This window comes from Novosphingobium sp. AAP93 (assembly GCF_001296055.1).
Lineage (GTDB): Bacteria > Pseudomonadota > Alphaproteobacteria > Sphingomonadales > Sphingomonadaceae > Novosphingobium.
In genome coordinates, this window is the sequence record NZ_LJHZ01000074.1 from 1 (window position 1) to 9354 (window position 9354).

Sequence of the window (9354 nt, forward strand, 5' to 3'; positions counted from 1 at the left end):
GAGCGAAGTCGAGACACCGGGCGCGGCGTGCGGTGTCTCGACTTCGCTCGACACGAACGGGACTGGGGCATCCCTGGCCGAACAATGATCCGATATCGTAATCGGGCCATGCATTTACCTGCATGCTTAGCGCCAAATTGCGCTATGCCTAGCACCGGAGAGCGATGAAACCGGGGGAGAGCCGCGAAATGGCCACCACTGAAAGCACCAAGCGGCCCACCGATGGCCAGCTGGACCTCGCGCGGCTGGTGGCTGCAGGTGCGGGCCGCAAGGGCGTGGCAATCAGCCACGTGCCCGCCAGCGTCTATACCGATCCAGCCCACTGGGCGCGCGAAAAGGCCGCGCTGTTTGACCGCTTCCCGCAGGTCCTCGCGCCTTCCGCGCTGCTGTCCGATCCCGGCATGGCCGTCCCCCACGACGCAACCGGCAGGCCCCTGCTCCTCACCCGCGATGCAGCGGGCAAGGCGCATGTCTTCATGAACGTCTGCCGCCACCGCGGCACGCGGCTTGTCGAAGGCGGCGAGGTGCAATGCACCAAGCGCCTCGTCTGCCCTTACCATGCCTGGACCTACAGCACGGAAGGCAAGCTGCTCGCCCTGCCCCGCCCCGACACCTTCCCCAACCTCGATCAAGCGAAGCTCGGCCTGATCGAACTGCCGAGCCTCGAAGCCGGAGGCCTTATCTGGTTCGCGCCGCAGGACGCCGATTTCAGTCTCGCGGGCCAGATCAGCGCCGATTTCGCCGCCGCAGACCTCGGCGCGCATCACCTCTACGCCCGCCGCACGCACCGGGTCGCGTCCAACTGGAAGCTGATCATGGACGCGTTCCTCGAAAGCTACCACGTGCAGCGCCTCCACGCCCGCACCATCGGCCCCTACTTCAAGGACGGCGTGACGGCAGGCGACGAGGTGGGGCCGCACATGCGCTCGCTGGTCGGCCGCGCGACCGAACTCGAAGGCGTCGATCTGGCCGACTGGCCCGCGCTGCGCCGTGTCGCGACCTTCGCCTATCAGTTGTTCCCCGCCACCGTGATCGTGATCAGCCCGGATTACGTGAACCTGATGACGATCATGCCGCAGGCGCACGACCTGACGCTGGTCGAGGACTTCATGCTGATCGCCGAGGCGCCGCAGACGGAAAAGGCCGAAGACCACTGGCGCCGCAGCTGGGACTTGCTCGACGGGCAGGTGTTCGGCTCCGAAGACTTCCGCGCCGCCGAACTCGGCCAGCAGGGCCTCGCGACCGGCGCCGTGCCCCAGCTTACACTTGGCACGCTGGAAGGCGGTATCCGCCGCTTCCACGAGATCTGCCAGCGCGAGATTGCCCTGCATGAAGGTTGATGACGCGCGGGCACGCGCAGCGTAAGGGGCAAGCCATGGCATTTCCCCCCAAAGACAGGAGCGGCCGCCCGGGAAGGCCCGCGGCTCCCAAACCTTACAAGACGCCCAAGGCAGCAGCCACGCCGCAGACCCGCGCCCCAGCCGACGACGGCACCCCGCGCGAAGGCGATCGCATCGCCAAGCTGCTCGCCCGCGCCGGCGTCGCCAGCCGCCGCGAGATCGAGCGCTATATCGCCGAGGGCCGCGTCGCGCTGGACGGCGAGGCGATCACCACCCCGGCCACGATCCTCAAGAACCTCAAGGGCATTACGGTCGACGGCAAGCCCGTCGCCGCCGCCGAGCCGCCGCGCCTGTTCATGTTCCACAAGCCATCCGGGCTGATCACTGCCGAGCGCGATCCAACCGGGCGCCCGACGATCTACACTGCACTGCGCAATGCCCTGCCGCCGGGCGCCGGCCGCGTGATGCCGGTCGGCAGGCTCGACATCAACACCGAGGGCCTGCTGCTCCTCACCAACGACGGTGAGCTCAAGCGCGCGATGGAACTGCCGGCCAACGCCGTCCCGCGCACCTACCGCGCGCGCACCTTCGGCGATGTCACGCAGGAGATGCTCGATGGCCTGATGGACGGGATCGAAATCGAAGGCGTGCGCTACGGCCCGATCAACGCCAACATGGAACGCAGCGCAGGCCGCAACAAGTGGATCGAGCTGACGCTCACCGAAGGCAAGAACCGCGAAGTCCGCCGCGTGCTCGAGCATCTCGGCCTCGAAGTCTCGCGCCTGCTGCGGCTGCGCTATGGTCCGTTCGATCTCGGCGAACTGCCGCGCGGCGCGGCGGAGGAAGTGCCGCAAGTCGTTGTAGAGCGCTTCCGCAAGGGCCTTGCGAGCGACAAGGCAACGCGTGACCAGCAGGCGATCCATGCCGGACGCGCGCCAGCCCCGCGCGCGCCGAAGCCTGCACCTGAACCTGTGGCCAAGTCCGCGCCCGCAGGCCGCGCCCGCCCCGAACGCAAGCGCCTCTCGCCTGAAGCGGGGCAACTGGTCTCGAAGCCGCAGCGCCCGCAAAGACCGGGTGGCCGCCCGGGTCCACGTCCCGGCAACCGACCGCAGGGGAAGCGCTGATGCTGCGGATCATCGCCGGCACCTGGCGCGGCCGCAAATTGCAGGCCCCGGCAGGGGACACCACCCGGCCGACTGCGGACCGCACCCGCGAGACGCTGTTCTCGATGCTCACCAGCCGCCTCGGCAGCTGGGAAGACCTGACCGTGGCCGACTTGTTCGCGGGCTCGGGCGCGCTCGGCCTCGAAGCGCTCTCGCGCGGCGCGGTCAAGGCACTGTTCGTCGAGCAGGACCCTGCCGCCATCCGCGCGCTTCGTGCCAATATCGCCGCGCTCCATGCGCAGGCGCAGTGCGACGTGCGCGCCGCCTCGGTCCTCGCGCTCGGCCCCGCGCCGGCGCCGCTCGATGTCGTGCTGCTCGATCCGCCTTATGGCTCGGGCGCGGGCGCTGTCGCTATCGACCGGCTGCAGCGCCTCGGCTGGATCGGCCCTGGCACGTGGGTCAGCCTTGAAACGCATGCGGACGAGCCATCCGGCGTGCGCGCGCTCGAAATCGATGCGGAGCGCAAGGTCGGCAAGGCAAGGCTGACCTTGATGCGAGTGGCGGAATAACCCCTCCGACCTGCCTTCGGCAGGCCACCTCCCCATTTGTGCTTCGCAAAAATGGGGAGGAACGAAAAGGTCCTCCCTGTTTTTCCCGAAGGGACAAACGGGGAGGTGGCCCGCGAAGCGGGTCGGAGGGGTTCTTACTGACGCGGCGCCGCCAGCACGCCGACCAGCGTCACCACGCCCGCCGCCGTCAACACCAGCCCCGTCCACATCACGCCGCCCTGCGCTGCCAGCCACGCCGCGCCAAGCGGCGCCAGCGCGCCGCCGACGATGCCGCCCAGGTTGAACGCCAGCGAAATACCGGTGTAGCGCACCTCAACCGGATAGAGCGACGGCAGCCACGCACCGATCGGGCCATAGCACAGCCCCATCACGAACAGCGCGGCCGAGAGCGTCAGGAACAGCACCGGCAGCGATCCCGCCGCCAGCCCGCTGCCAAAGCCGAGACCGACCAGCCCCGTGAGCGCCGCGCCGACCGCCATCACCGTACGCGGGGTGGTGGCATCCGACCACCAGCCGGAAACCACGATGCCGATGGCAAACACCACGTCCGCGCCCAGCTGGATCGCCAGCACCGTCTCGCGCGGGTAGCCGAGCGTCTTCGTGGCAAAGCCCAGCGCGAAGGTCGTCGCGAGGTAGAACAGCGCAAAGCACGCGATCACGCCCATGGTGCCCGCCAGCACCGCGCCGGGATGTTCGGCAAGCAGCTTGCCCAGCGGCACGCGCGGCGGCGGCGCAGCTTCGAGCGAGGCCTTGAACGCCGGCGTCTCGCCAATGCGCAGACGGATCCACAGCCCGAGGATCACCAGCAGCGAACTTGCCAGGAACGGCACACGCCAGCCCCAGCTGAGGAAATCCGCCTCGCTGAGGCCGAGCCCCAGGAGGAGGAACAGGCCATTGGCAAACAGGAACCCGAGCGGCGCCCCGAGCGGCGCGGCAATGCCGAACCGCGCATCCCACCCCTTCGGCGCGTTTTCCACCGCGAGCAGCGATGCCCCGCCCCACTCGCCGCCCAGGCCAAAGCCCTGGCCGAACCGCAGCAGGCAAAGCAGGGCCGGCGCCACCCAGCCCGCCACCGCGTAGCCGGGCAGAAACGCCACCAGAAACGTCGAGACGCCCATCAGCAGCAGCGAGGCCACCAGCGTTGACTTGCGCCCGATCCGGTCGCCGAAATGGCCGAACGCCACAGCCCCCACCGGCCGCGCAAAGAACGCGATCCCAAGCGTCATGAACACCAGCAGCGTCTGCGCCGTCGCTGATTTCTCGGGGAAGAACAGCGGTCCGATCACCAGCGCGGCCGCAGTGCCGAAGATATAGAAATCGTAGAATTCGACCGCCGTGCCGACGAGGCTCGCCAGCAGCACGCGCGCGTGGGTGCGCACCGGATGGGCTTGGCCAGACAGAAGGTCGGCAGGTGGCATCGGGCAAGCATCCGATCAATGGGAGGATAACGCCGGGCTCAGGGAAAGCCGCTAGGTCAGGCGCAGGGTTATCGTCAACAAGCGTTGCTAGCGAAGGCGTGAGCAGGAGTGCAAGCAAAGAGCACTATGATGTTCGAATGGTTCGAGAAAAAGGCCCCGATCCGACAGAAGCTCGACACGCTGCGGTTGATCACGCTGTTCCTCGTCTGCCTTTCAAGTCTAGGCGCCTTGCTGCCTTTGGGGGGCCTCGCCACCTCCGTTGCCCTGATCTTTCCGGCACTAGCGATCGTGCTGATGGCGCTCGTGATGAGCGCGGCCAAGCGCATGATCTGCGATCCTTATGTCGCGATGGTGGTCCGCACCGAGGGGCTTGCCGCCGGCGATATCGACAGCCCGATCGAACGCACCGACTATCTCGATTGCGTCGGCCGCATGGCGCGCGCCTCGAACATCTTCCGCGAACAGGCTGTCGCGCTGCGTCAGAGTTCGGCGGAGCGCGAGATCATGGTAAGCCAGATCACCACCGCCATGAAGGCTCTGGCAGAAGGCGATCTCTCCTATCGTATCGTCACGCCCTTTCCCGGCGAATCCGAACAATTGCGCAGCGACTTCAATGCGGCACTCGCCCAGCTCGCCGAAGCGATGGGCGAGGTCGTCGATTCCACCCGCACCATCGATACCGGCTCGGCAGAGATCCGCGCCGCCTCCGATGATCTGGCTGGCCGCACCGAACTCCAGGCTGCCCGGCTCGAAGAAGCAAGCGCGGCCATGCAGCAGGTCACCTCGCTGGTCGGAAAGAGCTCCAACCAGGTCACCGAGATCAACCGCGCCGTCTCCCAAGCGCACGGCGAGGCAGCCAATGGCGGCACCGTGGTGCAACGTGCGGTCGAAGCCATGACCGCGATCCAGCAATCCTCGCAGGCCGTGTCCCAGATCATCAGCGTGATCGACGGCATCGCCTTCCAGACCAATCTCCTCGCCTTGAACGCCGGGGTCGAGGCGGCGCGCGCGGGCGAATCCGGGCGCGGCTTCGCCGTCGTTGCCACCGAGGTGCGCGCACTGGCCCAGCGCTCCGCCACGGCGGCGCGCGAGATCGGCGAACTGATCTCCTCCTCCACCGGCCACGTCGAACGCGGAGTGCAACTGGTCAGCGAAACCGGAGAAGTCCTGCGTCACATCGTCGGACGTGTCGCCGAAGTCAGCACGCTGGTCGAGGGCATCACCGAATCCGCCCAGCGTCAGTCGCTGATGCTTTCCGAAGTCTCCGGCACGGTCAGCGAACTTGATCGCATGACCCAGCAGAATGCGGCCATGGTGGAGCAGAGCACGGCAGCCGCGCGTACGCTTGCCACCGTGGCCCAACAGCTCCGGGCGCAGACGACCCGGTTCCAGACCGGTGCCACCAAGGCGGCCCATGCGCGCGACGCGGCACCGGCGGCCCGTCCCCGGCGCAAGACTGCACCGCTGCCGGTCAGCGGCAATCTGGCTCTCAAACCTGTTGGCAGCGCGGACTGGGCCGAGTTCTAGAACAATTTTCAACCAATCCGGACTAAACTGATGTCATAGATTGCGTCATATCGATGAATTGACGCACGTCCCCACCACCGCATCTGGTCATGGCTGGAATATTCTTGCAGCAAGCTGTTAATCGATCTGCAACCACATCATGCTCATTAGGCAAAACGGATGTGGAGTACTGTCCCGGTGCAAGTGATCAAGATCATGTTTGCCGGATGCCTGATGGTCTGGCTGTTCACCGTCGCGTCCTGCGCCATGCTTGGCTACGGAACCACGGTGATGGTGAACTCGCTCGCCAACTCCGAGGCCGCCAAGAAGATTGCCCGCAAGGCGCGCGAGCGGGAGCTCCAGGAGCACAACGATCGGGACAATCGCGCGGCCTCGTACCATACGCGCGATGATTACTACGAAGAGTACATGGACAAATAAGCCGAACCGAGGCGCGCCGCCTCTTGCGGCGAGGGACGCTGTTCCCTAATCGTTCTCGAATGCATGCGCCCCCTTCTACCGAATCCGCAAATGCCTGGCTCGACGGCCTGAACCCGCCGCAGCGTGAAGCCGTGCTGACGACCGAAGGCCCCGTGCTGATGCTGGCGGGCGCAGGCACGGGCAAGACCGCCGCGCTCACGGCACGCCTTGCGAACCTCTTGCGCTCGCGGCTGGCATGGCCATCGGAAATCCTCTGCGTCACCTTCACCAACAAGGCCGCGCGCGAAATGCGCGAGCGCGTCGGACACATGATCGGCCCGGCGGTCGAGGGCATGCCGTGGCTCGGCACGTTCCACTCGGTCGCCGCCAAGATGCTGCGCCGCCATGCCGAACTCGTCGGCCTGCAGAGCACCTTCACGATCATCGATACGGACGACCAGCTGCGGCTTCTGAAGCAACTCATCGTCGCCGAAGGCCTCGATGAAAAGCGCTGGCCCGCGCGCCAGCTGGCCGGCCTGATCGACCGCTGGAAGAACCGCGGTCTCGGTCCGAAGGACCTCGACGCGCTCGACAACGAGGCTTACGCGAACGGCAAGGGCGCGAAGTTCTACGCGCTCTATCAGGACCGCCTGCGCGCGCTTAACGCTTGCGATTTCGGCGATCTCACGCTGCATATGCTCACCATCTTCAAGCAGCACCGCGAAGTGCTGGAAAGCTGGCAGCAGCGTTTCAAATACGTGATGGTGGACGAGTATCAGGACACCAACGCCGTCCAGTACCTCTGGCTCCGCCTCCTCGCGCAGGGCCGCAAGAACATCTGCGTGGTGGGGGACGACGACCAGTCGATCTATTCATGGCGCGGCGCAGAAGTCGCCAATATCCTGCGCTTCGAAAAGGATTTTCCCGGCGCCAAGGTGATCCGGCTGGAGCAGAACTACCGCTCCACCCCGCATATCCTCGCCGCTGCCGGCGGGGTCATCGCGGAGAACAGCCAGCGCCTCGGCAAGACGCTGTGGACCGAGGTCAATGGCGGCGACAAGGTCCGCGTCATCGGCGTATGGGACGGCCCGGAGGAAGCCCGCCGCGTCGGCGAGGAGATCGAACGCCTCGAACGCGAAGGCGCACCGCTCGACCGCATCGCCATCCTCGTGCGCGCCTCGTTCCAGACGCGCGAGTTCGAGGACCGCTTCATCCAGATCGGCCTCGCCTACAAGATCGTCGGCGGCTTCCGCTTCTACGAACGCGCCGAAATCCGTGACGCGCTCGCCTACTTGCGCGTCATCGCCTCGCCGCAGGACGACCTCGCGTTCGAGCGCATCTACAACGCCCCCAAGCGCGGGCTGGGTGACAAGACGCTGGAAAAGCTCCACCGCCACGCCCGCGCGCGCGGCATTCCCCTCGCCGCCGCCGCCGTCGAGCTTTGCGATACGGACGAGCTTCCGGCACGCGCCCGCGCCACGCTCGCCAGCCTCATGCGTGATTTCCTGCGCTGGCGCGACGGGATCGCCACGCTGACCCCCGCCGAACTCCTGCGCGCCGTGCTCGACGAGAGCGGCTACACCGCCGCGCTGCAGGCCGAAAAGAGCACCGAAGCCTCGGGCCGCCTCGAAAACCTCGTCGAACTCGCCCGCGCGATGGAGGAATACGAGACGCTCGGCGACTTCCTCGAACACGTCAGCCTCGTCATGGACAACGACGCGGCGGCGGATACCGAGAAGGTCACCGTGATGACCATCCACGCCGCCAAGGGGCTGGAATTCGACAACGTGTTCCTCCCCGGCTGGGAAGAAGGCGTGTTCCCCTCGCAGCGCGCGCTCGATGAAGGCGGCCTCGCGGCCCTCGAGGAAGAGCGCCGCCTCGCCTATGTCGCGATCACCCGTGCCCGCCGCCGCTGCACGATCCTCCACGCCGCCAACCGCCGCATCTACGGCCAGTGGACCAGCTCGATCCCCAGCCGCTTCGTCGGCGAACTGCCCGCCGAGCATATCGAGGAGGAAACCACCCTCTCCGGCGGCGCCTCGCTCTGGCGCGCGCAGTGGTCCGAACACTCGGACCCCTTCGCGCATGTCGCCAGCGCCAATCCCGCGCGCAATCTCACCCGCGGCCCCGGCTGGCAACGCGCCGCCGCGACGACCTATGACCCCACCCCCAAACGCATCGCCGAACCCAGCCGCTCTGCGGCCAGCTTCGCCGCCAAGCCCCGCACCGACATCACCATCGGCACCCGCGTGTTCCACGACAAGTTCGGCTACGGCACCGTCGCCGCGCAGGAAGGCAACAAGCTGGAGATCGATTTCGAGACGGGGGATCGCAAGCGGGTGATTGATAGTTTTGTGAAGGCGGCTTGAGGGGTTTGCTTTTTCGCGCCTAGTTTTTGAACCACTGCTTTCGACCCCATTGCGGATCTTGGGAAGGCATGGGATAGCGCATCGGCATGGCTATCGAAGAAGCAGTCATAGCAGCGCTGGCGGTGCCCCTGCATATGACTGGTTCCTTGTAACCGGTGCAGCATCAAAAATGGTAAGCTTTGACTACGAATACTGGCCATTGTCGAGGCTTAGAGTGGCGAGCATTCTGATGCTTTCAGCCGGACTATTCCTCACCTTCCTCATAGTTGATCCGCCAGATGACCGGCTTTGGCCCCTGCAGCCTGCATTTGGTGCGATGGCAATACATGGTGGCGTCGCACTCTCAGACATTTTTCGACAGAGAGGGCAGCCATAGGCCGAAACCTCATGTCTGCTCTCCACCCAATCTTGGACACTGCGCCTATTCTGCGCTGATTTCTCTTCCGTCACCCCGTGCTTGACACGGGGTTGGGCTGTTCTTCCGGCGCGGCGCTGAAGGAAAGAAGCCAAGGCCCGGATCAAGTCCGGGCCGACGATCTCTGCTGATATCAGCCTGCGCCAATCACCAAACATCCGTTCGTGTCGAGCGAAGTCGAGACACCGGGCGCAAGGTGTCTCGACTTCGCTCG

The 9354-nt window shown here is 66.1% G+C and carries 7 protein-coding genes; 6 read left to right on the forward strand and 1 reads right to left on the reverse strand.

The features are described 5' to 3' along the window. Window positions 1-188: 188 nt before the first annotated feature. The 3 genes from IP83_RS11840 to rsmD are packed head-to-tail and all read left to right on the forward strand — an operon-like array spanning window position 189 to window position 3012. Complete coding sequence (locus IP83_RS11840; protein WP_054122437.1) at window positions 189-1340, forward strand: aromatic ring-hydroxylating dioxygenase subunit alpha; 1152 nt, start codon at window positions 189-191, stop codon at window positions 1338-1340. 35 nt (window positions 1341-1375) lie between these two features. Continuing rightward, window positions 1376-2464 carry a pseudouridine synthase gene (locus IP83_RS11845; RefSeq protein ID WP_082364663.1) on the forward strand — a complete coding sequence of 363 codons (1089 nt, stop codon included), beginning with the start codon at window positions 1376-1378 and terminating at the stop codon, window positions 2462-2464. Next, a complete protein-coding gene (rsmD, locus tag IP83_RS11850; RefSeq protein WP_082364662.1) occupies window positions 2464-3012 on the forward strand; it encodes a 16S rRNA (guanine(966)-N(2))-methyltransferase RsmD in 549 nt (182 codons plus the stop codon). The genes IP83_RS11845 and rsmD overlap by 1 nt, the downstream gene beginning before the upstream one ends. Window positions 3013-3146: 134 nt before the next feature. Here rsmD and IP83_RS11855 read toward each other — a convergent pair whose 3' ends face one another. Continuing rightward, the gene (locus IP83_RS11855; protein ID WP_054122433.1) at window positions 3147-4430 is read right to left on the reverse strand and encodes an MFS transporter; all 1284 of its coding nucleotides are present in this window, start codon (window positions 4428-4430) and stop codon (window positions 3147-3149) included. A 129-nt stretch (window positions 4431-4559) separates the two neighbouring features. Here IP83_RS11855 and IP83_RS11860 point away from each other — a divergent pair, with 129 nt between their 5' ends. The 3 genes from IP83_RS11860 to IP83_RS11870 all read left to right on the forward strand — a co-directional run bounded on the left by IP83_RS11860 (window position 4560) and on the right by IP83_RS11870 (window position 8725). Continuing rightward, complete coding sequence (locus IP83_RS11860; RefSeq protein WP_197274350.1) at window positions 4560-5957, forward strand: methyl-accepting chemotaxis protein; 1398 nt, start codon at window positions 4560-4562, stop codon at window positions 5955-5957. A 159-nt stretch (window positions 5958-6116) separates the two neighbouring features. Continuing rightward, window positions 6117-6377 (forward strand): hypothetical protein, encoded by a 261-nt coding sequence (locus tag IP83_RS11865; protein WP_156309693.1) that lies wholly within the window; start codon window positions 6117-6119, stop codon window positions 6375-6377. A 59-nt stretch (window positions 6378-6436) separates the two neighbouring features. Next, the gene (locus tag IP83_RS11870) at window positions 6437-8725 is read left to right on the forward strand and encodes an ATP-dependent helicase (protein ID WP_054122436.1); all 2289 of its coding nucleotides are present in this window, start codon (window positions 6437-6439) and stop codon (window positions 8723-8725) included. Window positions 8726-9354 lie beyond the last annotated feature (629 nt).